Source organism: Pseudocolwellia sp. G5-9 (assembly GCF_055808995.1).
Genome location: NZ_CM147893.1, coordinates 1346156 through 1371057, shown reverse-complemented (window position 1 = coordinate 1371057; position 24902 = coordinate 1346156). Strand labels below are relative to the sequence as shown.

Annotated in this window: 22 protein-coding genes; 13 read left to right on the top strand and 9 right to left on the bottom strand. The window is 34.4% G+C overall.

Annotated elements, in window-relative coordinates; genetic code table 11:
* Positions 1-75: 75 nt before the first annotated feature.
* Complete coding sequence (gene greA / locus AC0L5Q_RS05930) at positions 76-552, top strand: transcription elongation factor GreA (protein WP_077337904.1); 477 nt, start codon at positions 76-78, stop codon at positions 550-552.
* A gap of 132 nt (positions 553-684) precedes the next feature.
* Here greA and AC0L5Q_RS05925 read toward each other — a convergent pair whose 3' ends face one another.
* Entirely contained in the window at positions 685-960 is a 276-nt protein-coding gene (locus AC0L5Q_RS05925) for a hypothetical protein (RefSeq protein ID WP_473615592.1), read from the bottom strand.
* A gap of 298 nt (positions 961-1258) precedes the next feature.
* Here AC0L5Q_RS05925 and AC0L5Q_RS05920 point away from each other — a divergent pair, with 298 nt between their 5' ends.
* The 4 genes from AC0L5Q_RS05920 (at position 1259) to rlmM (ending at position 4366) form a co-directional block, all read left to right on the top strand.
* On the top strand, positions 1259-2173 hold the full coding sequence (locus AC0L5Q_RS05920) for a transcriptional regulator GcvA (protein ID WP_473615588.1): 915 nt from the start codon (positions 1259-1261) through the stop codon (positions 2171-2173).
* Positions 2160-2813, top strand: coding sequence for an alpha/beta family hydrolase (locus AC0L5Q_RS05915; RefSeq protein ID WP_473615585.1), 654 nt, complete (start codon positions 2160-2162; stop codon positions 2811-2813). The genes AC0L5Q_RS05920 and AC0L5Q_RS05915 overlap by 14 nt, the downstream gene beginning before the upstream one ends.
* Entirely contained in the window at positions 2800-3219 is a 420-nt protein-coding gene (locus tag AC0L5Q_RS05910; RefSeq protein ID WP_473615581.1) for a DUF423 domain-containing protein, read from the top strand. The genes AC0L5Q_RS05915 and AC0L5Q_RS05910 overlap by 14 nt, the downstream gene beginning before the upstream one ends.
* A gap of 64 nt (positions 3220-3283) precedes the next feature.
* A complete protein-coding gene (gene rlmM, locus AC0L5Q_RS05905) occupies positions 3284-4366 on the top strand; it encodes a 23S rRNA (cytidine(2498)-2'-O)-methyltransferase RlmM (protein ID WP_473615577.1) in 1083 nt (360 codons plus the stop codon).
* A gap of 430 nt (positions 4367-4796) precedes the next feature.
* Here the strand turns inward: rlmM and AC0L5Q_RS05900 are convergent, their stop codons facing one another.
* From AC0L5Q_RS05900 to queF, 6 genes are all read right to left on the bottom strand, one after another.
* Entirely contained in the window at positions 4797-7934 is a 3138-nt protein-coding gene (locus AC0L5Q_RS05900; protein WP_473615572.1) for an FG-GAP-like repeat-containing protein, read from the bottom strand.
* Positions 7935-8166: 232 nt separating this feature from the next.
* A complete protein-coding gene (locus tag AC0L5Q_RS05895) occupies positions 8167-8544 on the bottom strand; it encodes a DUF3192 domain-containing protein (RefSeq protein WP_473615568.1) in 378 nt (125 codons plus the stop codon).
* A 165-nt stretch (positions 8545-8709) separates the two neighbouring features.
* Positions 8710-9507 (bottom strand): flap endonuclease Xni, encoded by a 798-nt coding sequence (gene xni, locus AC0L5Q_RS05890; protein ID WP_473615564.1) that lies wholly within the window; start codon positions 9505-9507, stop codon positions 8710-8712.
* Between the two features lies 1 nt (position 9508).
* Positions 9509-10855, bottom strand: a complete 1347-nt coding sequence (gene ppnN, locus AC0L5Q_RS05885; RefSeq protein ID WP_473615560.1) for a nucleotide 5'-monophosphate nucleosidase PpnN — start codon at positions 10853-10855, stop codon at positions 9509-9511.
* A 107-nt stretch (positions 10856-10962) separates the two neighbouring features.
* Positions 10963-12558 (bottom strand): GGDEF domain-containing protein, encoded by a 1596-nt coding sequence (locus tag AC0L5Q_RS05880; protein WP_473615557.1) that lies wholly within the window; start codon positions 12556-12558, stop codon positions 10963-10965.
* Between the two features lie 254 nt (positions 12559-12812).
* On the bottom strand, positions 12813-13661 hold the full coding sequence (gene queF, locus AC0L5Q_RS05875; protein WP_473615553.1) for an NADPH-dependent 7-cyano-7-deazaguanine reductase QueF: 849 nt from the start codon (positions 13659-13661) through the stop codon (positions 12813-12815).
* A gap of 78 nt (positions 13662-13739) precedes the next feature.
* Between queF and syd the strand changes: the two genes are divergently transcribed.
* Positions 13740-14306, top strand: a complete 567-nt coding sequence (syd, locus tag AC0L5Q_RS05870; protein ID WP_473615550.1) for a SecY-interacting protein — start codon at positions 13740-13742, stop codon at positions 14304-14306.
* 14 nt (positions 14307-14320) lie between these two features.
* Here syd and AC0L5Q_RS05865 read toward each other — a convergent pair whose 3' ends face one another.
* Positions 14321-16243, bottom strand: coding sequence for a DNA topoisomerase III (locus AC0L5Q_RS05865; RefSeq protein ID WP_473615546.1), 1923 nt, complete (start codon positions 16241-16243; stop codon positions 14321-14323).
* Positions 16244-16353: 110 nt separating this feature from the next.
* Positions 16354-16689: a hypothetical protein gene (locus AC0L5Q_RS05860; protein ID WP_473615542.1), complete on the bottom strand. Its 336-nt coding sequence runs from the start codon at positions 16687-16689 to the stop codon at positions 16354-16356.
* Positions 16690-16895: 206 nt separating this feature from the next.
* Between AC0L5Q_RS05860 and AC0L5Q_RS05855 the strand changes: the two genes are divergently transcribed.
* The 7 genes from AC0L5Q_RS05855 (at position 16896) to AC0L5Q_RS05825 (ending at position 24890) form a co-directional block, all read left to right on the top strand.
* The gene (locus tag AC0L5Q_RS05855; RefSeq protein ID WP_473615541.1) at positions 16896-17063 is read left to right on the top strand and encodes a hypothetical protein; all 168 of its coding nucleotides are present in this window, start codon (positions 16896-16898) and stop codon (positions 17061-17063) included.
* Positions 17064-17300: 237 nt separating this feature from the next.
* A complete protein-coding gene (locus AC0L5Q_RS05850) occupies positions 17301-17537 on the top strand; it encodes a DUF3192 domain-containing protein (protein ID WP_473615538.1) in 237 nt (78 codons plus the stop codon).
* Positions 17538-17672: 135 nt separating this feature from the next.
* Entirely contained in the window at positions 17673-18308 is a 636-nt protein-coding gene (locus tag AC0L5Q_RS05845; RefSeq protein ID WP_473615535.1) for a GNAT family N-acetyltransferase, read from the top strand.
* Positions 18309-18429: 121 nt separating this feature from the next.
* The gene (gene sbcD / locus AC0L5Q_RS05840) at positions 18430-19722 is read left to right on the top strand and encodes an exonuclease subunit SbcD (protein ID WP_473615531.1); all 1293 of its coding nucleotides are present in this window, start codon (positions 18430-18432) and stop codon (positions 19720-19722) included.
* The gene (locus AC0L5Q_RS05835; RefSeq protein ID WP_473615527.1) at positions 19719-23462 is read left to right on the top strand and encodes an SbcC/MukB-like Walker B domain-containing protein; all 3744 of its coding nucleotides are present in this window, start codon (positions 19719-19721) and stop codon (positions 23460-23462) included. Before sbcD ends, AC0L5Q_RS05835 begins: the two co-directional genes overlap by 4 nt.
* 154 nt (positions 23463-23616) lie before the next feature.
* Positions 23617-24186, top strand: a complete 570-nt coding sequence (locus tag AC0L5Q_RS05830; protein WP_473615524.1) for a glutathione S-transferase family protein — start codon at positions 23617-23619, stop codon at positions 24184-24186.
* Positions 24187-24377: 191 nt separating this feature from the next.
* Positions 24378-24890 (top strand): outer membrane beta-barrel protein, encoded by a 513-nt coding sequence (locus AC0L5Q_RS05825; RefSeq protein WP_077337886.1) that lies wholly within the window; start codon positions 24378-24380, stop codon positions 24888-24890.
* The last annotated feature ends 12 nt before the right edge of the window (positions 24891-24902 follow it).

The following is a 24902-nucleotide window of genomic DNA, read 5'->3' as shown; positions in this document are numbered from 1 at the left end:
GAAAGACCACTTTTTTATTTGTTATACCAGTTTTTTTAATTAAATTGGTAATATTGAAAATTAAGAAGAAATAAAATGACTAAATACCCAATGACACTTCTTGGCGCTGAACAGTTAAAAGAAGAATTAAGAATTTTAAAAACAGAAAAACGTCCACGTATTGTTAAAGATATTGCTGAAGCACGTGAACATGGTGATTTAAAAGAAAATGCTGAATACCATGCAGCAAAAGAAGAGCAAGGTTTTTGCGAAGGTCGTATCCAAGATATTGAAGGGCGTCTTTGTAATGCTCAAGTTATTGATATAACTAAAATACCGAACACCGGAAAGGTTATTTTTGGAGTTACGGTTAAATTATTAAATATTGATACGGAAGAAGAAGTGACTTATCAAATTGTTGGTGATGATGAGGCTGACTTTAAAACAGGTCGTATTTCATTAAACTCTCCAATTGCTAGAGGCTTAATTGGTAAAGAAGTTGACAGTGAAATTGAAATAACAACTCCAGGTGGAGTGGTTGAATACGAAATTATTTCAGTTGATCATATTTAATATTTATATCATTTTATAGGTATTAAAAAAGGTGCTACGAGCACCTTTTTTTATAATTGAATGATAATATTTCATATTAATAACATCTCACCTTTTTTATCAATAATAGCCCTAGAGAAGCTAAGAATTAAACTATTCGGCAATTGCTACTAAAGTAGACGTAACATCAGATGCATTAAATTGTTCTTCAGTTTGAGTTACAAGCATTGCATCTGCTGTTTCTTCAATGTTCAATGTTAATATGCTTATGTTTTTCATAGCTTGAGCTAATTCAGCGTTTACATTGGTTTCAATAACTACATCGTTTATAGTTTCCACTTTTACTAACTCTGCAGCTTGTGTTAACGCTGAAGCAGCTAAAGCTAAAGTGAATATGGCTGTGTTTGTTAATATTTTTACGTTTTTCATTTTTGGTACCTCTAAAAAAATACATTAATTTACGTATAGATTTTTAGGACCTATTTTCTCAATATTAATTGTGGGTTGGGAGTCACAATTTTTTCTATAGCCCATCTGGTTATGGGGTTGAGATGAAGTCCTTCATCTATGGTGTATATATTAAGCTAATGCATTGAACAATAAAAACGATCAAATTTAATGTTAGTCATTAGATAAACTAATGGATACTTGTGTAGGATTTGGATATCATATTCTTGTAAGTAATAAGATCAAATATAATAACAACCCAGTTGAGTGAAACCTACTAATGGCAAGTAAATTACCGCCTCTGAACGCATTAAGAGTGTTTGAAGCCGCTGCAAGACAGCTTAGCTTTACACGAGCTGCTGATGAACTTTTTGTGACGCAAGCCGCTGTTAGCCACCAAGTTAAAGCATTAGAAGAATTTATTGGAATTAAATTATTCATGCGGAAAAATAGATCACTATTTTTAACAGAGGAAGGGCAATCTTATTATTTAGATATTAAAGATGTTTTCAATCTGATTAAAGAATCTACAGAGAAACTACTCGCACGTGGCGAAAAAGGAGCTATTACCGTTAGTGTGCAAGCGAGCTTTGCTATTCAATGGCTTGTACCACGATTAAAAGCTTTTAGTCTTTTACATCCTGACATTGATGTACGTATTAAAGCAGTAGATCAACCTGATAATTTATTAACAGAAGATATAGATATTGCTATTTATTATGGTCACGGTAGTTGGGGAGATGTTAATGCTGTTAAATTACATCAAGAATATTTAATTCCTGTTTGTTCTCCGTTAATTTTTTCTAGCGGTAAATCGTTGAAGCGTATTGAAGACTTAGCAAATCATACATTATTACATTATAAATCAAGGGAAGACTGGAAACGCTGGTTTAAAAAAGTAGGTTTGAAGGGCGTAGACGTAAATAATGGGCCTATATTTAGTCATTCTGCTATGGTTGCACAAGCCGCTATACATGGCCAAGGTGTCGCTTTAGCGCATAGTGCCTTTGCTAAACCAGATATTGATTCAGGGCGCTTAATTTGTCCTTTTAATGAAATTTTAGTGAGTAAAAACTCACATTATATTGTCTGCAGAGAGCATCAACTTGAGTTAGGTAAAATATCAGCCTTTAGAGATTGGGTTTTAAACACCGTAGCGCAAGAACAAGAAGAAGATTTATATGACAACGATTAACTTCCCCTCCGTTATTGAAAACTTTGTTGAGAAGCCTAAGGCTTTGTTTATTTTTGCTCATGGAGCTGGAGCAGATAAAAGCCATCATTTCATGGAAAATTTTGCCTTAAAGTTAAATGAAAAAAATATAAATGTAGTACGTTTTAATTTTCCTTACATGGATAAACGTTTACTTGATGGAAGAAAGTACCCACCTAATAGAATGCCGCAATTAGAAGCCTGCTATGAGTTGTTACTTGAAAAATACATACCTAGTACCTCTAACGAATTACCGCTATTTATTGGCGGAAAATCTATGGGAGGTCGTGTAGCTGCAACACTCTCAAAACAGCTGCTTGAGCACGTTAAAGGTACTATTTGTATAGGTTTTCCTTTTCATCCTCAGAAAAAGCCTGAAAATCTGCGTTTAGCTCCATTGCAAGAGACTGTGTTACCTATATTGATCCTTCAAGGCGATAGAGATGCATTAGGTAATAAAGAAGAGATAGAAAATTACGCGTTATCTGATTTATGTGAAGTGATTTATTTTACAGATGGTGATCATGATTTAAAGCCACGAGTTAAGTCAGGCTATACTCAAGAGCAGCATCTTAAAACAGCGGTAGAACAATTAGTCAGGTTTGTTCATGAAAAATCTTAATATGATACGGTTATTATTGCTTTTTGTTGGTATAAGTGGCGCTTTTTCAGTATTATTCGGCGCTTGGTTTGCTCATGCAGGGCAAACATTATCTGCAATTGATAAAGTTAGAATTGACAGTGCGCAGTTTTATCAATTTATTCATACGCTTGCTTTATTTATAACAACACTTTGGTATATAAAAATACCATCGAAGTGGTTGTTAGGTTCTTGCGTATGTTTCTGTTTAGGTATTTTGTGTTTTAGCGGAAGTTTATACGTTAAAACATTTTTTGCATTTTCTGATATCGGCATTGTTATCGGAAAACTAGCACCTGTAGGTGGTATGTTATTAGCTTTAGGTTGGTTGTGTATTATATTTATTGGCAAGAAATTGCTCGAAAATTATGATCAAGCACATCGTTAAAAGCTATTCATTCACTCTTTGGGTAATTACCCTCGTTCATTAGAAAGTAAATAAGAAAGTAAATATGGCCTCTATTATATTATATTGTCGCCCCGGCTTTGAAAAAGAGTGTGGAGCAGAAATTCAAGAAAAAGCAGCATGGAATGAAGTGTACGGCTACTTAGAATTGAAAAAAAATGAAGGGCTTGTTTATTTTCATTTAAATAATGCGGAAGAGGGCGAGCAGCTGATCAGTAAAATGCCACTGAGTCGTTTGATTTTTGCTCGTCAGTGGTTTTTAACGATAACAGAAAAGTTAGATTTACCTGACTATAACCGTGTTGAAGCGATTACTGAAGCCCTAGGTACTGATTGGCAATATGCTGATTTACGTATGGAAATGACGGACACGAATGATGGTAAAGAGCTTTCTAAATTTTGCCGTAAACTAGCCGTCCCACTTAGACAAGCGCTAAGAAAAATAGGCTCTTTAACAGAAAAGAATGATAAAGACGGTGCAATACTACATGCCTTATTTTTAAGTGGTAATGAGGTTATTTTAGGTTATTCACACGCGCACAATTCGTCTTTACATGTTATGGGCATACCTCGTTTAAAATTCCCTAATGCAGCGCCTAGTCGCTCAACCCTTAAACTTGATGAAGCCTTTTTATATTTTATTCCTAAAGACGAATGGGATGAACGTCTCACTTCAGGTATGAATGCTGTTGATTTAGGCGCAGCACCAGGAGGTTGGACATATCAGCTAGTCAGACGTGGTATGATGGTAACTTCTATTGATAATGGCGCTATGGCTGATTCACTGATGGAAACTGGTCAAGTAAAACATCGAATGATGGATGGCTTTAAATACACACCAACGAAGCAAAATAACTATTGGTTAGTGTGCGACATGATTGAAAAGCCGCAACGTGTAGCCAAACTGATGGCTGAGTGGTTACTAAAAGGTTATTGCAAAGAAGCTATGTTTAACTTAAAGCTTCCAATGAAAGGTCGTTACCAGCAGGTAAATGAAGATCTTCAAACCATGAAAGATATGTTTACTCATTATAAAGTTAAGTACGAACTTTACGCTAAGCATTTATATTATGACCGTGAGGAAGTTACTGTTCACGCGAGAATTTTATCGCCTTTACCTGAATTTTAATCATAATTTAAATAACCTCAACTCGGGATAAGCAAAGTTACTCAACAAGCTATTTTTACGCCTAACTTCGTTGAATTTATTACTAATAGCCAGCTATTAGATAGAAAAATTCGCCTTGTTATACATAAAAATATCAATGTTGAGAGACTAATATAGCTTAGGAAAACAAAAACACACACCAATTAATTGATAAATAAAGCTTTTAATTAATTCACTAACATTCATTAACCCGAGTTTAGGTTAAATAACCTAGACTTGTAATACCAAACGCATTAATAAACCTGAAATAAAACAGAAAACCCTAAGTTATATTATTAATAACTTAGGGTTTTTTATTGTGTAAAGCGTATGAATAACGTAGTAGTAATCAGGAGAAGAAAATATACTATTTCCTTCTCCTATACATTATACCTATATTATTAATAAAACTTTACTGCTGTTTCGAAGCAACTATATTAACAGGGTATATTAGTGCATCGTGATTTTTACCGTCACTACTTGTAAATGATACTCGTAATTGATAGAAGTGACCTTCGGGCAGTTCAGCTGTTGGTGTTGCACCTTTTAGTGGTATTACCATTTTTGCGCTACCTGAGGTCGTTTTTAATACACTAGCGTCAGTTAATACAATATCTTTTGCTGGTATCCATTTAGATTTGAAGTGTCTTAACCAGAATCTCATTCCACCTTCGTCAGCTGAAATAACTTCATTACCACTACCTGCATGATATTCAACATTTAAAGTAATATTATCGTCAACGATCGGGGTACCATTATCATATTTTTCGCTGTTAATAATTTTTAGGAAAGGTTCAACGAATGGCTCAACAGTAAGCTTGATACTCTCTTGAATCTTTTTATTACTTTTTGATATAGCTGTAATAGTTACCTCTCCTTTGGATAAGCTTGTTACTACACCCGTACCGCTTACAGTTGCAACTGTAGTATTACTACTTATCCATGTTAAATCAGCATTATCAGCATACTCAGGAGTTATGGTTGCGTTTATCGTCATTGATTCACCAGCAATTAGGTTTGTTGATTTAGCTGATAAAGAAATGTTTTTAAGTGGTTGTGTAAACCATTTCACTATGTTTACTTTACTACTGCTAGATAGGTTGTTTATTGGGCTTGTTGCAGTAATTATAGCTGTTTGATTTACATCACCCACTGCGGTGATAAAACCTTCATCATTTACGGTTACAACATCGCTGTTACTTGACGACCAGTTTACATTTTTGTCTGCATTTATTGGTAATATTAGAGGATGTAGGTTAATTGATGTTCCTTTTCTAATATCTGTTGTTGATGGGTGTATATTTATTTTTTGAGGATCAATTTTATTTGTATCAAATAGCTGATTAGCTTTTTTATTCAAAATCTCAAGATCTTCTCCATTGCGCCATCTTACTTTAATACTTTCAATAACGTCTTCTTTACCTAGACCAAAATGAACAATATTGAGTAAGCTTTGCGAGAAAACAGCACCTGCTGATCCTACGCGTTTACGATATTCATGGGTAGGTGTTTTAATGATGACTTCAGCAGATATTGCATCAACGTTAGACTTAGGAGCGTACCCCACTTTCACTAATGCGTAATTGCCTTGATCAGCTAGATTTTTAGATTCATTTGAGTAAAGGTACCATTCTCCATCTTCACTGCCGTTTAACAAGTCAAGATCACCATCTAAATCAAAATCAAAAGCTTGGCCCATATCTCCATTTCCTGGCCCACCAACATCATTAGCACCATGCATGGTTAATGTTTCAAAGCTGCCTTTGCCTGTATTTAATAACATTAGATCAGAAATTCTAGAGCCAATTAATCCCCAACGATATACAAAAAGATCTTGATGACTATCGTTATTAAAATCACCCGTTGTTACACCTAATGCATTACCGCCTGTTGGGATATTCCATTCCTTTGAAGCATCGACAAAGCTCCCACCTTCATTTTTTAATAAGATATCACTAATATTTCTATTTTCTGGTTCAAAGCCCAACGTGACATCATTAACGCCGTTGAGGCTAAATCGGAATGACCAAAAAATATTACCATTACGGACTAAAGCTGATTTCCAGCGACCGTTACCTAAGTGGCCAAAGTAGACCCCATTTTCAGAAATATCATCAGGCCAACCTTGCGCATCATTTTGTTTAAGATCGAATTCTTCCCCAGGTTTTAATATTTTTGATGATTTTTTATTACCTAGAAATATAGGGTAATCTTTACCTCTAAAAGCGCCTTGAGTCATGTAGTTGTATTTATGAAATTTAATGTCTCCATCAGCAATAAATTCAAACTCATTAACCCCTTTATAGCCGCGAGGTTTTATTGAAAATTCTTTAGTTATAGGGTCATGATCTACAGAGGGTGCTTCACCATAGCCATGCTCAAATACTTTACCTCGAGCAAGATACAGATCTAAATCACCGTCATTATCAATATCAATATCAGTTAACGCCATTACATCTTTAAGTGCTCTAATATCTTGTGGAAACTGTGAAGTGATATCAGTAAAAGTAAAGTCACCATTACCTTGCCACACAGATAAAGGGCTATATAGAATAATGTCATCAATATTATCGTTATTAAGATCAGTGATCAGCGCACGTGAAGGTTCTTGGTCTTCTAAACCTGCTATAGCTGTGTATTCAAAGGTCCCATCACCTAAATTTTTATAAAATAATTGCTGTGGTTTAGAGTGGGTGAGGCTAGATTCATTTAATAGCATTAAGTCTAAGTCGCCGTCTAAATCCATATCAGACCATTTTGCGCCACGGCCACGCCCACCTTTATCTATATTTACATCGCCGGTACTTAATACAAATTGACCATTATTATTTTTATAAAAATTTGCTTTTGTAGGTTGTTTACCGTTTCCTCCACCCATTGTTAAAACAAGATCTAAGTCACCATCGTTATCATAATCGCCGGCTGCCGTACCGTGTAAGTCTTGCATGAACCATCTAGAAAGATTTTTACTATGTTTAGTTACTGTACCGTCGCCATTATTCCAATAGAGTTTACTGGTTTCAGCATTGTGGTTATTAACAATAAAGTCATAGTCACCATCATTGTCAATATCAGCAATAGTTGGCCCACCATATTTAATCGAGCTTGCTTTATCCATACCTGCTTTTACGGTGATGTCTTGATATTGAGGTATAGCTAATCCGTCTACTTCTTCAAATGTTAGGTTATTAAGCGTGATATCAGCATTATTTGATTTTATCGTTAGTTTTACTTCACCAGATTCATCAAACTTTACAATAGCATTTAATATTTGTTGTCCCTTTTTGGGAATGTTTAGGTTGTCTATTAATAGCTTGTTGTTGGCATAAACACTAATGTATGCATAAGGTTTTGGATTGTTAATATCAAATTTGATTTTTTTGACCAAATCACCGGTTATTGTATGTTGAATAACAATGGGAGAATTTGCTTTTATTGAGATTGCTGAAGCAATACTATTTGTATTTGAACAGGCATTAAGCAAGCTTCCTGATACAACAATAGCAACTAATGTTTTTAATAGTTTGTTTGGATTATTATAAATTTTCATGGTTTTGGTTAACTGTATTTTGTTGACAATAAAGTGACTTTACTAAATAAACTATCAAACAGGTAGGGATTTTAAAAAATAATATAAATTTTTAGGTTATATACCTGTTGTTATTCAAAATGCTTTGAAATATGTATTTTGAGTGGTAACAGGTATATGCAGATATTGATTTTACGTTTGATTTTTTTGGGGAGGATTGTGATTTTTAAATTTAATACAATATTTTAGAGCATCATAATAATTTGAATGATTCGTAAGCATTCTTACCTGAGACAAGTAATATGTTGTTTTTAAACAATAAGGGGGTGCATTCTTCTTGTGTTGTTATCCCATCTGATTTTACATGATGGGTTCTATAAAACGTGACTTGATAATAGTCATTATCAATCCGTTTAGCTTCTGTAATGTCTGGGCTACCAAGTAAGTGTAAGGCTTCATCAAAAGTAAATTTATTTAGTTCTACGGTAGTTAAAAAGTTTCTAATGTAATCTTCTCTTTCTTCCCACTGCATTTTAGATGGGTTGTCGTCATAAAATTTTAGTACGAGCGCAAAGCTAATAATATATATAGCTAATGCAATAATGGCGCGTATTATAAATTTATGATTCATGAAAAGCCTTGTTTATATAAATACGAGTATTTAGTAATTGTTAACGCACATCATGATGTATTTAAATGTGAGTGTTTAGATAAATCTTATAAATAAAAAAGCGTTATGTGAAGTCGTTTGATCCTATTTAAAAGGGAGCTAAACGAATCTAGACTATTTTATATATTATTGATATCGAATATCTTTCAAGTTAAAGCCAAGCGGAATATCATTTTTTAGAGATAATAGCTTCCGGCTGAGTTCGATTGTATCTATGTGTTCAGCCAACTTTTTAGCAATACTACCTTTAAGGTTTTCTGCTGAAGTTATCGCTGTAAGTGAGCCGTATTCATTTAATAAATCAGATGCCGTAATTTGACCTATACCAGCAACGCCAGGGATTTTATTGGTACTATCGCCGGTAAGCGTCCATAAATCAATGAGCTGTTCTGGTGTTACATTAAATTTTTCAAGTACGTAGGCTTCATTAAGATAACGTCTGTTAAAGTAATCATAAACATTAATATGATTATTGAGCATAGATAAAAAGCACTTATCAGTAGAGATAATAGTAACGTTTTGTCCCTTCAAAGCTACTTTAATGGCGAGTGTTGCAATTAAATCGTCAGCTTCATCAGTTTCAGAAATTAATGAATCTACATTCATTTCCATCAGTTCATCTTGAATACAAGAGAGATGGTTGGCTAAATGCTCAGGCATTTTCTTTCTGCCTTTCTTATAATCAGGAAAAAGTTCGTAGCGCCAACAGGGATTTTTACTGTCAAATACAGTAAGAATATGAGTAGGTTGTTGTTGTTCTATTATTTTTTTTACTGCATTTATACAAGCTTGTTGAGTGTTGAACAATACTTGCTGTTTGGTATTGTCCGACAACTCATTATTCATTAAAAAAGGGCGCTCTTGTACTGCGTAGATTCTTCTAATTAAATTTAAAGCATCTATAAGTACAAGGTGTACACTCATTTTATTCTCCGATAACACGATAGCAAGGCTGGTATTTAGTGCCAGGAAGTTTCATACGTTCTTGTTCAACAAACGATTTTAAAAGTTTATCCATTAAAGCCATTATTTTTGGATCTCCAGTTATCTCAAAAGGACCATGCTCCCTTACTTCTTTAATACCAGATGACTTAACATTACCGGCGACAATACCTGAAAATATACGTCTTAAATTTGCAGCAAGTGTCGAGGTTTCTTGATCATAGCTAATATTTTGGTTTGCCATATTTTCATGTGTGGGTTCAAAAGGGCGCTGAAAATCAGATTCTATGACTAAAGACCAGTTAAAGTGGTAAGAATCACCAATTTCTCTTCGATAAGTGAGTACGTCTTCAAGCTCTATTTTTAACGTTTTTGCCACTTTTTCAGCATCACCAATAATAATTTTATACAAGCTTTGTGCTTTGGCACCTAAGGTTGCGCCAATAAAAGCATCTATTTCTTTAAAGTATTCTTCACTTTCTACAGGTCCCGTTAAAATAATAGGGAGTTTTTGTGCTTGGTTTTTACTGTTAAGCATTATACCTAATAAATAAAGTAATTCTTCTGATGTACCTGCGCCACCAGGAAAAATAATAATACCATGAGATATACGAACAAAAGCTTCAAGTCTTTTTTCAATATCAGGCATTATAACTAATTCATTAACAATCGGGTTTGGTGGCTCTGCAGCAATAATACTCGGTTCAGTTAAACCTATATAGCGACCAAAGTTATTACGCTGTTTTGCATGACCTATAGTTGCGCCTTTCATTGGCCCTTTCATTGCTCCGGGCCCACAACCAGTACAAATATTAAAACCACGTAAGCCAAGTTGATAGCCGACTTCTTTGGTATATTTATATTCAATTTGGTTGATGGAATGACCACCCCAACAAGTAATTAAATTAGGATCAGTTTCGGGTTGGATAACATTAGCGTTACGCAAAATATCGAATGTTACATGTGTTATTTCGCTTGAGTCGTTACTGATATTTTTATATTTAGTGTTGGTAAATAATATATCTCTTAAAACTACAGATAAATGCTCTTGAATACCTTTAATGATGGTGCCATCAACAAATGCATGTTGAGGTGGGTTTTCTAGGTCTAACTTTATACCGCGTTCACGCCTTAATACTTGAATGTGAAAATCAGTATATTTTTGATAAATTTCTTCGGCATCATCTGTATGGCTACCTGCGTTTAATACAGCAAGAGAACAGTTTCGGTATAAGTTGTATAAATCGCTTGTTGCAGATTTTTGAAGTTGATCTACTTCTACTTGAGAAAGTAGTTTCATGTTTCCTACAGGATTAAGTTGTGTATGCATGTTTATTCCTTTTCTGAAGGCCTAGGATGAAATGTTTGATGTAATAGGCCAAAGTATTAACACGATAAAAAATATACAGCGTTAATACTTATGATGATAAATGAAGGTTATACGTAAACTACTTGATTTTTTCCTTCGGCTTTAGCTTGATAAAGAGCCTCGTCGGCTCGCTCGAATGCGGTATGGGTATTATCTTCTTTGTTGATATGGCTAGCGCCCACTGAAATGGTAATGCTGACTTTATCGTTTTTAAATTTAAAGGGTAAGCGGGCTATTTGCTGTCTGAGGGTATCTAAGCGTTGTAAAAGTTGTGTTTTGTTAATTTCAGACATAATTAACACGAATTCTTCACCACCGTAGCGAGCTACGAATGCATGTTCACTAATTTGCTTTTTCAAGGTGTTTGCTATTACTTGTAATGTCTTATCGCCTGCTGTATGGCCGTAGGTATCATTTATACGTTTAAAGTCATCTAAATCTAAAACAACAATCGCTAAGTCAAAATTATTACTGTGAAACTTCATAAGTGCTTTGGCGTAGTAGTCATCAAAAGCCGCTCTGTTAGCCAGCTTAGTTAAGGCATCTGTCATGCTTTTAGTTTGTTGTTCTTGAATTCGTTTTTCAAAGGTTTTACTTTGTTCTTCTAGTGATTTTACCTTAGCGGACATATCTTGCATTTTAGCTTGTAGTAAGTTGTTTTGTTCTTGTTCAAGTTCTGATTTTTTTTGTAAAGTAAGCGCTATGCGTTTCAACTTGTTGTTTATATCATTTTTTATCGTATTAATAGATGTGGCGTTATTAATATCTGTTGCCATTTCACCGACTTGTTTTTGAAGTATATTGTTTATTTTTTCATGTTTAGAGCCTGACTCAGAGCTCATCTCCAATGTGCTTTTAACTGCTGATTGCACAGTAGAAAGTGTTTCGCTTAATGTTGATAAAAAGACTTTTGCTGTATTTCGTTCATTTTTTAAGTCTTCTACAATAACATCAAATACTTCAAAAAAGCGGTCTAATAAATTGCTATTAGACATGTCAGGCGTTATTTTGGCTTTAACTGTTGATAGTTGTTTTGTGTTGATATCAGATAAAGCAAGCTCATTTAATATACCAGAAAATTTCTCGATAAATTCTTTGCTGACAGGTTGTTCAGTATCTAATTCATTTATATTTTTTAATGAGGTTACGGCGGTTGTACCATTACCTGTAGGAGTATTTTTTGAAGCTAAAACGATAGTGTAAAAAGAGACTAACTGACTTAACAGAGGAATATATTGAACCACCGCATCTTTTTCATCTTCACTGCTTTCTAGCAAAGAACGTAAATCACGTCTAAGTCCACTAGGTAAACCATTAACTTTTTGTAATGATTTTCCTGCTAATAAAAAATCGTTGTGTAGGGTTTTTATATTGGCAGCATTGGTTGTAGAGTGTTGCTGTAATAGTTGAGATATTACTGAAATTTGCTTTTCAATATCAGCTAATGCAGCCGATTTTTTTAGTAAATTTCTTAAATTGGCTAACTTATTATCTAATGTTTTATCTTGGCCTTTACAGGTTTGAGATAATTTTCCAATAAAATCAACTAACATCGAAGATTGAGTCTTCAAGTCATTTTCTAATGACGCACGCGACGAAATAGCGGCTTCTAATTTACGCTTTAATTGAGTTACCTGCGTATCAGATGATGGTGTATCGCTCATAAAAGGAATTATGTCCTGCCAATCGAATCATTTAACTTAATCCTTTAATTATGTTTAAAACATAATAAAGCGATTCGAAATTAAAATGTGTATTTAACTAGTATATATCAAAATTTATCATAGCACTGATTATTGTGACAGCGATTTGTATGGATAAGTAATTAGTTCGTATGTACTTTATGACATTTATGTTAATAATTTGTAGTTAATATATTCGTTAGCTTGAATAGTCATAAATATGACAAGTTAGCTACTTATTGTCTTAATGTTCTTAAACAAGGAGCAATAATATTTTCTGTTGTTCTAAAAGGATTAATGTCTAATCCACCTCTTCTTGTATAACGAGCAAATACGGTAAGCTTTTCGGGCGTAAAAGCATTCATCAAATCAGTAAAAATTCGTTCAACACATTGTTCATGAAACTCGTTATGTTGCCTAAATGAAATCAAGTAACTTAATAATGATGCTTCATCTATCTCAGTACCAGAATAAGTAATATAAACACTGGCCCAATCGGGCTGATTGGTAATTAAACAATTAGACTTTAGTAAATGACTGACTAAGGCTTTATTTTCAACACTATTGTTATTATCAGAGAGTGATAATAAGGCTGGATTAATATCGTAAGTATCAATAGTTACATCTATGTCATCAATACACTTTGCTGAAGTTGAAGCAATATTTAAGGCGGTACATTCGTCAATTTTAAAAAGAGCTACACGTGCTTGGCAGCCAGCTGTTTTAGACAAATCTTGAGTTAAGCATTTTTGTACTTCATCCCAAGTACTAAATTTGCTTTGATTAAAACTATTCAAATAAAGTTTAAACGACTTAGATTCAACAATATTTGGGCTAGTGCAATCAAATCTGAATTCAGCAACAGCAACAATAGGTTTACCTTTACTGTTCAACCAAGAAAGCTCGTAACCGTACCAAACATCTTCACCTTTAAAGGCAAGGTTATTTGCATCTATTCCTAAACCATCCCTGTTTAACGAGCGAGGTACGCCTTGTAATAATTGAGGGTTGTATTCACTACAATATTCAGTAGGTTTACCTAAAGATAAATCGTTTAGTTCGATAGAATTTTTGTATAAAGTCATAAAGGGCTTGTTATCAATATTGTGTTAACGTATTTTGCACGCAGAATATGCGTTTATTTTAAAGGATCTTTCTCTGATATGACATTACCAAATACTTCTGTAAAAAATACTTTGTTAGCATTTACCACTTCTTATATCGAAAAGTATCAGGAAGTTCATCACCAATTACCTGTCGTTGTATCAGATAAAGACTGGGTTTCTCCTTGTGAACAAGGGCAAAGTAACGAAGAAGAAAGCTACTGGAAGCCTATTGAAATTGATAGTGATTTAAATTTTGAAAATGTTGAAAAAGCGCTTGAATTTTCACTTCATCAAGACATAAAAGACTATTTTACCTGTGTATATAGCGAATCAATTGAAGCTGAGAGTGCCGATGGCAAGCTTTCATTACTTTTACCATGGAACAAAGATGACTTTGAAAGGCTACAGCAAAACCTGATAGGCCATATTATGATGAAACAAAAGTTAAAGCAGAGTATTACTATTTTCTTTGCGGTAACAGATGAAGACGACATGATCATTTCAATTGATAATGAAACGGGTGAAGTTTGGGTCGAGCAAGTAGGGTGTTTGCCTCATAAAAAATTAGCTAATAATCTTGTTGAATTTATTGCGGGTTTAACGCCGAGTGTGCACGCTTCTTAGATTAAACCGTTAGTTTACTTTTTAGCTTTTCGTTTTCTCGTAAACTTTCTCGGGGCAGTTGATTGCGGTAACCCTGTAAAACTAATGTTTTTTACTTCGTTAATTAGTTGCCCTAAGTTTTGTTCAACACCACCAATAAAGGCTTGATAATTGAGTGATTGAGTACTTATTGATTCAAGCTGCGATTCCCAAAGAGCTGTCATATCGGGTTGTGAAATTCGTAAGGGCAAAGCAGTAATTAATTTTCTCCCTATTTCTGTTGCTCTTATTTCTTTTCCTTTTCGTGTTAAAAATTGGCGCTTAAAAAGTAACTCTATAATGCCCGCACGTGTTGCTTCAGTTCCTAAACCGTCTGTTTCTCGTAAAGCTTTTTTAATATCTGGGTCTGTTACATAACGCGCTATGCCAGTAAGGGCTGACAAAATAGTCGCGTCGGTAAAAGGTTTAGGTGGGCTCGTGTTTTTTTCTATCAAATTTCCTTGTAAGCAATGTACTGTATCGCCCACTTTTACGTTAGGTAATTGGGTTGCTGAAAACTCTTTATCTTGAGAGTTAGTATCTTTATTTTTATTAAATGAGGGAAATAAATCTTTCCAACCGTTTTTAACAATATCTTTTTGTTTACTAATAAAAAGCCCACCGCTTATAACAGTATCAATTTGTTTATCTACATATTCAAAATTAGGATAAAACTGCGCGATATATTGGCGTGCTACTAACTCATAAATTTTTTCTTCAGTTGAAGATAATACACCTGTTGGTTTATTTTTAGCGGTAGGAATAATGGCATGATGTGCACTGACTTTTTTATCATTCCATACTCGGCTTTTTTTCTTTAAATCAGCTGATTTAAGCATAGGTGCAAGTTTATTTGAAACTTGGCTAATGGCACTGGTAACGGCTGTTACATCGTTTAAATGCTCAACGGGTAAGTATTGGCAGTCTGATCTTGGGTAGGTGATGAGTTTGTGTTTTTCGTAAAGATTTTGACAAGTATCTAATACTTGTTTTGCGGTCATACCAAATGCTTTTGCAGCCGCTATTTGTAAGCCAGATAAACTAAAAAGTAACGGCGCTTGTTGCTGTTTTTTATCTTGCGTTACTTTGGTGATTTTACCGGGTTGATCAGTAATTCGGTTTACTACATTTAACGCAAGCTCTTTTGATAGTACGCGTTTTTCTTCATCCATGTAAGGTTCGCAAGCTTTGCTTGGTTGCCATTTTCCTTGAAATTTTTCACCGTTGTTTGTGGCTATGTCTGCTAGTACCTCATAAAAAGGTTTTGAAATAAAGTTGTTTATTTCAATATCACGATTTACCACTAAACCTAAAATAGGTGTTTGAACTCGTCCTATCGATAATACGCCTTGGTAGCCAGATTTTTGTCCTTGCAGCGTGCATAAACGTGTCATATTTAAACCGTAAAGCCAATCGGCTCTTGCTCTAGCAAGGGCTGATGTAGCTAAGGGAATATAATTTTTATTAGGCTTTAGGTTGTTAACAGACTTTTTTACCGCAGCAAAATTCATATCACTTATTAAACAACGTAAGGCGTTATTTATTTTGGTTTTGGAAGCTCCGCAATAACTAATGGCTTCATCTACTAGAATTTGACCTTCTCTGTCTACATCACCAGAATTTACGATAATATCTGATTGCTTAATTAAGCGTTTAATCACTGTCAGTTGTTTTCGTGTTTTACTTTTTGGTTTTAATTGCCATTGTTGCGGAATAATAGGTAGATGCTCAACAACCCATTTTTTATATTTTACATCATAATCTTCAGGCGGAGCTTGCTCTAGCAAATGGCCAATACACCAAGTAACAATATCGCCATTTCCTGCTTCAATAAAACCATCATTTTTTTTATGTGGTTTAGGCAATACGTCGATAATTGCTCTTGCTAAACTGGGTTTTTCCGCAATAAATAACTTCAATTCTATTAAACCTGTTTACACTACTTATTAGTTGTACTGTTTATTTATACATGCTTTATTGCTAAGTGTAAAATAAATCGAAAGAATTTAACTTGTTTTTAGCTGTTTTTTTATTTTTGAGTTAATTGTAGTAGCTGCGCTTTTACTTTGGCTAGTTCAGCCTTAATAGGTCCAAGTGCGTTATCTATTGCTACCGTAATAGCTTCATTAATTAATTCAGCAGATAATTCATCATTCTCAATTAAGGGAGTATTTTTATCTTCTGGTGCTGATGTTTCAAATAAAACGCAATTCTCAGGTTCGTGTTGCCAACTTCTTAATGCACTAATTATTTGAGGTAAAGGTAATGGGCTTGCGACTTTTGACTTAATCAAAGCAACACTAGGTTTTTTTCCTTCATTAGCTAATTGATTGGCGATAATTATAATTTTTTCAAAGTTAGTCATTTTTATAAACCTAAAGTTAATGTAGCTAAATTTTAGTGTATTTTACTAAATTTAAATACGATTATCTTTAATTTATAAATAAAATAGCTTTAAATCAAGTAGTTATATTTTTGGTTTAGTGTTTGCTAATTGAATTAATACTCAGTGTTGTGATGACTTATTATTGCTCAGTGATCACAGTAATTTTTATCTTATTAGGAAATATCATGAAAAAAACATTATTAGCTTTACTTCTTGTTGCACCGATTGCTACTACTTTAAGTGGCTGCGTTATTGCCATTGATGGTGACGATAGAGATCACATGTTTCAAAATGATCACGAGCGCGAATTTGAAAACCGCAAAAAAATAGCTAACATGCCTTTATACCCGTAACCAATCAAGAGGCTATTTCAGAGCACTTGAGCGATATCAATTCAAGGCAATGCTTTGCAATAATGGTCGTTCCCTTATAAAAAGCATTAACGAAGAAGTGATTTTGCTCAAGTGCTTCTACGATGGGTCTAAAAACAATTTATGCTGCGTTATTAACTTTAGTCAGGGAATAACCATGACGTAAATTTAATACCTTGCCTAAATTGTTTTTAGTTCCCACTGAAACCTGCATCTTGAATGGTTACGGGTATATATATAACCCATCAAAAAGTTATTGATACGCTAGGTGTTGCTGACTTTACTGAATCTTACCAAGTTAAAGAACAAGAAATTAAAGTACTTTATTTTAGAACACAACGAATACATAAAGATGGGTTAACAACAAAAGATGAATGTACTTATTTACACTTCGAAAATGGTGTTTTAACCGATACAGGTGAAGGTAAAAGTTATAAAAGGCTGATGGCGATGTAATATTAGCATCATTTGTTTGAAATTTGCTCACTATAAAATATGCTGATATTGTATATCGTCTATAATTATGTAGACCGTTTTAATTCAATAGTGGTTTAACTTTTAAAATTATTCTGGATAAAGTGAGGAAATAGGATGGGTGATACCGTGTCTGAAAAAACTGATTTAAATGTTAGAGCTGAATATTTAGCCGCTGAAGATTTAAAACTTGCTGCTTCTTTATTGTATCAAGCCTACCATGATGATCCTGTTTTTCTTGAAATATTTAATGGCGATAAACCTGATTACGAGCAAAGACTAAGAACATCAATTCGCGAAGAACTCAATGCTTTTTGGACCGCTAAACAACCTATGGTTGGTTTGTATTTAGGTGAAAGCATTGTTGGTGTTGCTTGTTTAAATAAGCCGGACACAGGAATGGGAAAAGATCGATTTTGGCATTGGCGTTTAAAAATGCTTTTAGGCGCTGGTTATTTTAGTACCAAGCAAATGATTGAAAAAGAAGAAAAAATACTTGCTGCAGTGCCTTTGAATAAATTCCATATGTTGTCGTTTATTGCAATACATCCGTTGCATCAACATCATGGGTTTGGTCATTATCTTGTTGCTGCTATTAATACTATTTTAGAAGAAGACAAGGACAGTGAAGGTGTTGTAGTTTATGTAACAACGAAAAAATACCAAGACTTTTTTAACGATGTTGATTACAAAACGTTTTCAGAAGTGAGTGTTGGTAATGTATCAGGGACTTTAATGGTTCATTATCGTTAGTGTATTATCCTCGTAATTTAATTTAGTTATTCATTAAATAAAACGGCTTTTAAAGCCGTTTTTTCGTTTAAAATCAGGTAGAATCCTTTCCAATAAATCGCGCTAACAAAATATCTCTCATATGAAAATACTGCACACCTCTGATTGGCATTTAGGACAACACTTTTACGGCAAAAGTCGTGCTAAAGAACATCAACTTTTTCTTGATTGGTTACTTGAACAAGTTCAAGAAAACAGTATTGATGCGGTAATTGTTGCTGGCGATATTTTTGATACAGGCACACCGCCAAGTTATGCGCGTGAAATGTATTTCGACTTTATTAGCCAAATGCATAACATTCATTGCCAACTTATTATTATGGCGGGTAATCACGACTCGGTTGCTATGCTGGGCGAGTCTAAAACTTTACTTAAAAGTTTATCAACTAGGGTTATTCCAGCGGTTAGCGATAATATTGATGAGCAAGTCTTCACCATAAATAACAAGCAAGGCGAAGCGCAAGCTGTTATATGCGGCATTCCTTTTATTAGACCACGCGATGTGATTAAAAGTAGTGCAGGGCAATCGGCTTCGCAAAAACAGCAATCATTGCAACAAGCCATAAGTGGCCACTACCAAACCTTGTTTGATCAAGCAGAAAATTTATCGAAAGGACAATATCCTATTATTGCCACAGGGCATTTAACTACGGTTGGCGTAACCACGTCTGAATCAGTAAGAGATATTTATATTGGTACATTAGAAGCCTTTCCTGCCAATGCTTTTCCTGATGCCGACTATATTGCTTTAGGGCATATACATCGCGCACAAAAAGTCGCAAAAACCGAACATATTCGTTACTGCGGATCTCCTATTCCGCTAAGTTTTGATGAAGCCAGTCAAACTAAACGCATTGTTATGATTGAATTTTTAGCTTCCGGTAAAAAAGATAAATTTGAACGTATTATTAGCGAAATTGACATACCGTGCTTTCAGCCTTTAGTTACCTTAAAAACAAATTTAGAGTCGTTAAATAAAGACATAGAACCATATTTATCTTTAGTTGATAGCTCCAGTTCTGATCTTCAAGATAACACTAAAATTTGGTTAGATATTGAAATAAATAGTGCTGAATATTTACAAGACTTAACTGCTCGTATTGAAACCTTAATTGAAGATTTTCCGGTAGAAATCTTGTTGATCAGACGCAGTAAAAAAGCGCGAGAATTAATGCCAAGCCATCAAAAGAAAATCACCTTAAATGAACTTTCGTTAGATGAGGTTTTTGAAAGCCGTTTAGCTGTCGAACATTGGGAAACAGAAGAGCAACAGGCACGTAAAACTCGAATTACCCATTTATTTCAACATGCCGTTGAAGAAGCCCAAGAAGAATTAAATAGTAAAACAGTAAAAAATGAGGAGAAAGCGCAATGAAAATTTTAAGTTTACGCTTTCAAAATATTAACTCGTTAAAAGGTGAGTGGAAAATTGATTTCACACAAGCGCCGTTTAAAGACAACGCCTTATTTGCGATTACCGGTGCAACAGGCGCGGGTAAAACTACTATTTTAGATGCTATTTGTTTAGCTTTATATCACCGTACACCACGACTTACCGTGTCTGACAATCAAAACCAGTTGATGACACGTCATACTGCATCTTGTTTGGCCGAGGTTGAATTTGAAGTAAAAGGTAAAGGTTACCGTGCTTTTTGGAGTCAGCGTAAAGCGAAAGGGCAAATCAACGGTAACTTACAAGCCGCTAAAGCTGAATTGGCAACCCTTGATGGCGAAATTTTGGCTGAAAAATTACAAACAGTTAGAACCGAAATTGCTAAAGTAACCGGCTTAGACTTTCCACGTTTCACCAAGTCTATGATGTTATCTCAAGGCGAATTTGCAGCTTTTTTAAATGCACCGGCTAAAGATAGAGCAGAATTACTCGAAGAGCTAACGGGTACTGAAATTTACGGCGTTGTTTCTCGAAAAGTATTTGAACAACATAAACACGAAAGTAATGAATTAAAGTTATTACAAGCACAAAGCAAAGGCGTAACCTTATTAAGCGATGATGAAGTTTCAGTTATTGAGAACGACATAGTAGAAAATAATAAAAAAGAAACAGAGCTTCAACAGCAGCTCACCTTATCGCAACAAGCTAAAACGTGGGCCAGTAATTTTAACGAAACAACGCAAAAATTAACAAAAGCTACCGAGCTATTTGCAGAGTGTGAAGTCAAAGAAAAAAGCTCACACAACGAATTGGAACAACTTAAAGCTTCAGAACCCGCTGAGCGTTTACGTACGGACTACGAATTAAAAGAACGAACAGGTAAGCAACTTACAGCTCAAAAAGAGCAATTAACACAATTAAAAAATCAAATAGCATTCGGTCAAAAAGATGTAAAACATACGCAAAATCAGCTTGATGAACTAAAACATGTTCAGCAAAAATCAGAAAATGAACGTATTGCTCAAGAAACTTTGATTGTTGAAAAAATAATTCCGCTTGATGGTGAGCTAGCTCAACTCCATAAACAAAGTATCGAACTTGAACAAAAATTAGCAAGCGCTACAACAACCATAAATAAACATAATAGCGAGAGAAAAAAGCACGAAACGCAAGCTGCATCATATAAAGAAAGCTTTGCCATATCGTCGCGCTTTATTGAAGAAAATCCATCGTTAATTACCTTGCCTGAAAAACTTCCGTTATGGAAAAATCAGTTTCAGCAAATTGATCATATCAATCAAGGTATTACTCAATTAACACAAAAAAATCAAGAAAGTGCAGAGCAAGTAAAACAGATCACGACGCAAAAAAATAACCAAATTAGTGCTAACCAACAGACTAACGAACAATACACTAATGTTATTAAGCAGTCTGAACAGCTTATTCAAAATAAGTTTGCATTGTTACAACAAAATCCAAGCACACAAGAGCTGGTAACTAATAGTAATAATCCGATTGAAGAAGGCGAAAATGTATTAAATGAAAAATTAAGCTTTTTACAAAATAACCAAAATGTTCAAGCGCAAATTATGCAATGTGCACAGCGTTACTCTGTGTTGCAACAAGCGAATGAACAAGTACGACAAAGCACCCAGGATTTTAAGCAATCTATAACTAATTTTGATGCTCAGTTAGCGCAATTAAGAATTGAATATAAAAATACAAATCAACAATTTAAAGATGTTGAAACCATATTAAATCAGCAGAAAAAAATTGTAGAACTCACAGAGCATCGTAATAAATTACAAGCAGGAGAGGCTTGTCCGTTATGCGGCTCTTTTGAGCATCCAGCGATTGAAGAGTATAAAAACGTTCAGAAAAACGAAACAGAACATCGATTTAATCAATTAAAGCAAGAAGTTGAACGTATTAAAGACAGTGGTGCTCAACTTAACTTAGAAAAAGCCAAGGTAGAAACTAACTTAGCTTCAGCTGAAAAAGATCTTGAAAGTAAGGTCGTAGAGCAAAATGCCTTGATTGCACAATGGAATGAACAAAAATCTGCTATTGGATTATCGTGCGAATTAAAAGAACTTCAGCTTATTGAGCAAACGATAAAAAATAATGAGAGCGAACTACAACAAACGAATCAACTTGTTAGTCAGCTAAATCAGCTAAGCCAACAGTTAAATACTATTCAGAAAGAATTACATACGCTAGAAAAACATCAACTTGAAGGCACAAATGCACTTGCTGCTTTAGACAAGCAATTGTCAATTACCCATGAAAACCAAGCGGTAATCGCTCAACAAATTACCCAGCAAAAAGATAGCGCTGAACAAAGCTTACAAGCATTAACGCAAGACATTCATTCGGTTGGTTTAATTATTCCACCTATCGAACAAGCGGAACAATGGCTAATAAATCAGTCAGAACAAGTATCTGTTTATCAACAGCATGTAACTCAAATTAATCAAATAAAAGAACACTTAAGTGAATGTGAAAAACAAATCGCGATAGGAAACTCTCAGCAACAACAAACTCAGCAAGAACTTGATCAATTAGCCATTCAAAAAGAAGATATTAAGAAAAAATACAAGCAGAGCCTTGAAGAAAGAACCGCCTTATTTGCCGAGAAAGAAGTTAGTCAGGTGAGGGCTGAAATAGCAGAGCAACGCAAACTTGAACAAGTCGCCTTTACTGAGCTACAAACCAAACATAATGATTTTGTTAAAAAGTTTCAGACGATAGAAGGTCAATATACAGCAAGTAAAGAGCAATACGCGGCATTAGAAATAGAGCAGGATACCGCAATTAAAGCGTTTGAGTTAGCCATTCAACAAAGCATGTTTGCAGATGAAGCAAGCTTCAAAAATGCATTAATGAGTGACGAACAGCGTAAAACGTTAGTTGAACTAAAAGAATCGTTACAGCGAGATAAGCAACAATCGCAAATTTTAATAGCGCAACATAGCGAAACCCTTGAAGCCTTAAACCAGCAAAAAGAACAGTTAGTAGAAAAAGGCATTAAAGATTTTGAGATTGCGCAAGTAGAGCAGGCGTTAGCTTTATTGAGCGAGCAGTTAAAACAAACACAACTTTTGTTGGGCCAAAAAACTGAAAACTTAGCACAAAATAAAAAGCTAAAAGTACAACAGCAAAAGTTATTAGACGCAATGTTAGAAAAACAGAAAACCGTTGATGACTTAGCTCATTTAAATGGTTTAATTGGTTCCTCAGACGGTGGAAAATTCAGACGTTTCGCACAAGGTTTAACTTTAGCGCATTTGGTTTACTTGGCTAATCAGCAATTAATTAAGTTACATGGTCGTTATCAGTTACAAAGACAAGAGCAAGACACGCTTGCCCTTGAAGTGATTGATACATGGCAAGCGGATACTGTGCGCGACACTAAAACCTTATCAGGCGGTGAAAGCTTTTTAGTCAGTTTAGCCCTCGCTCTGGCACTTTCAGATTTAGTCAGTGCAAAAACGAGTATCGATTCACTGTTTTTGGATGAAGGTTTTGGCACGTTAGATAATGACACGTTAGAAATAGCGCTTGATGCGTTAGATAACCTAAATGCCAGCGGTAAAACCATAGGTATAATCAGTCATGTTGAAACATTAAAGCAACGTATAAGTGTTCAAATTGAAGTTAAAAAGGTGAGTGGTTTAGGGATTAGTGAGTTAGACGCTCAGTTTAAGTTTATTTCAAATTAATATTAGGATCTGTTGAACTTCATTGCTGCAAAAATGTATCTGAAAGAGCAACAGAACCTTGCACAAATATTGTTTCAAAATTAATTAACGGATTAACATGATTTGAATTAACATAAGAAGCACAACTTCTTAATAACTCTACTATGGTAAAAATATGATTCTTTATGGCAGCTACACATCACCGTTTGTAAGACATTGTCGTATTGCTTTATTAAGCGCGAATATCGACTTTGAATTTGTTGATACCGACTATGCGAGCAGTGCTGAAAAATCACCAGCGAAGAAAGTACCATTTTTACAAGATGGTAATTTAACGTTAACTGATTCAAGCAGTATTTTATTGCATATTAAACAAAAAAATGGTCAAGCGGGATTTGTTGATGTTGCAGACTTTGATCTATACGCATTAGTAAATACAGCACTTGATTCAGAAATTAATTTATTCATCTTAGGTAATAGTGGCATTACGCCTGAAAACAATGATTACATGCAACGTCAGAGAGATAGAGTGAGTGATTGTTTAAAGCAACTTAATACGATAATTAGTTCAACAACTATTAGCGAACATAATTACTCTGATGGACAAATTCGCTTAGCTTGTTTACTTAGTTGGGGAGTATTCCGTCAGCGTTTTTCAATTGATAGGCATACTGGGTTAAGTGACTTTTTAGCAAAAATTAATACTTGGGAATTATTTGAAGCAACAAGTCCAGATAAAGCTTGATAGGACTGTTGAACTTTTACATTACTAGTCAATTTATTAGACACCGTAAAGTTAACTTAACTTCAAATTATAATCTTAATTTATAATATTTTTTCCATGATTTTACTCTTCTATATGGAGTTACTAACCTTGACTCCATATAACTGCCTAGATACTATGCACACCTCAGTTTAATATGGATTTTATCATTCATGAACAAGTTCTTTTCTCTACTATTACTTGGCTCTTCATTTCAGTGCTTTGCTGACACTCCTTATATTGGTGTAGATTATTTATCTACTAATATTGAGCTTTCTAGTGAAGAAGCTAAACCCAAAGCAACAGCTTTACGAGTAGGTGTTAGTAATAACAATATGGCTTTTGAAGCTCAATATTTAGTCGCTAATAATACCGATAATATTCTTCGTACAGAATTTGATATAGAAAAAAGTATCGGGCTCTATTTTGTTATGCAATCAGGTATTGTGGATGGTTTCGGTTTAGATCTTTCAGCAGGCTATGCAATGACTGAAATGACGGTTTCGGGTCCTGAAGAAGCATACAATGGTACCGATGATTATAATGGTTTCTCGTGGGCTATTGCTATGCATCAACAAGTTCCTTACTTAAAAAACACTCAAGTTAGGCTCGCCTATCAGTCACTTTATAAAGATAGCGATATTGAAATTACGGCTATTTCTCTTGGTATAACTTATCAGTTTTAGTACCTATTACCT